The sequence below is a fragment of the Rhodoferax sp. ZS1R8 genome, from assembly GCF_056521325.1.
In genome coordinates, this window is sequence record NZ_JBWMBA010000148.1 from 1 (window position 1) to 1,140 (window position 1,140).

General features: G+C 59.6%; 2 protein-coding genes. One reads left to right on the forward strand and one right to left on the reverse strand.

From position 1 onward, the window contains the following. On the reverse strand, positions 1–617 hold a 617-nt coding region (locus AC097P_RS24540; RefSeq protein ID WP_479613026.1), incomplete at its 3' end, for a DUF1016 N-terminal domain-containing protein. A gap of 222 nt (positions 618–839) precedes the next feature. On the opposite strand from AC097P_RS24540, the gene AC097P_RS24545 reads away from it, so the two are divergent. After that, on the forward strand, positions 840–1,140 hold a 301-nt coding region (locus tag AC097P_RS24545; RefSeq protein ID WP_479613027.1), incomplete at its 3' end, for a Bug family tripartite tricarboxylate transporter substrate binding protein.

The window sequence follows — 1,140 nt, forward strand, 5'->3', positions numbered from 1 at the left end:
GTGTCGGGCAGCCCCGGAAACTCTAGCATCACCGGGTCGCGTACAAAAGCGCAGGGCGATTGCTTCAGCGCTGCCATATTTGCGTGCGCTTCGTCGGTTACGGCGGCCTTGTCCTGACTCAATAGCAGCTGCTCAAAATACAGGCTGCCAATTTGGCGCTCCAGCGCGCGCGTGCTCCAGTTCTGGGCCGCAGCCTCTTGCATATACCACTGCCGGGCCTCGATGCTGTCCGCCCGCAGCAGCAGGCGGTAGTGCGTCCAGCTCAATTCGCGACGCAGTGCGTCGCGAATTGGAAACGCCTGATAGAACCCACGCATATGCCGCAAATTGGTGGCATCAAACCCTCGCCCAAATTCCGCCGACAAAGCCTGCCCCAGCTGCGGCAACAAACGCTGCCCATACGCCGCCCGCTGCGCACCACCTTGCTCAAACTCCACAATATGCCGCCCAATGTGCCAGTAGGTCTGCACCTGCACCGCATCCACCGCCCGCAGCACCTGCTGGCGCGAATCGGCAATCAGCTGGCGAAGGGCATCCAGCAGCGGTGCAAGGCCTTCTACGGGATTGCCACCTTCACTGATCTTCTTGCCAGTTTGTTTCTTTTTTGATTCAGTCATAGGCATTTGCTTACTGTCTTGCCATGGGCTACGCGAATCGATCAGGCTGGCATAGGTGAGGCGCATCGGCACCGGGTGAACGATTCTAGGCCTTAGCCTGCCGGACGGGGAGATGCCAAAGCAGGTTGGCGAGACACCAACCCAATCACCCAGTCAATGCGCGCAAAGTGCCAAACCGGAGAGTAATAATGCGCATGCAATCCATTGCTAAAAGAGGAGGCCATGATGTTGAAACGCCGCTATGCAATTGGCCTGTTGGCCGCGCTATCCCTGGTAAGCTTTGCGCCCGTGGCGCTGGCGCAGGCATGCCCTGCCAAGTCCATTCGCTGGGTTGTACCCTATCCAGCGGGGGGTGGTTCGGACTTTCTGGCCCGAACCATTTCGCAGCAGTTGTCTACCCAGGTCGGGCAAACCATCGTGGTGGACAACAAGGCGGGGGGCAACACATCGATTGCAGCCACCGAGGTGGCGCGCTCTGCTGCCGACGGCTATACCGTGCTCTCGGCGGACAACGGCACCATGG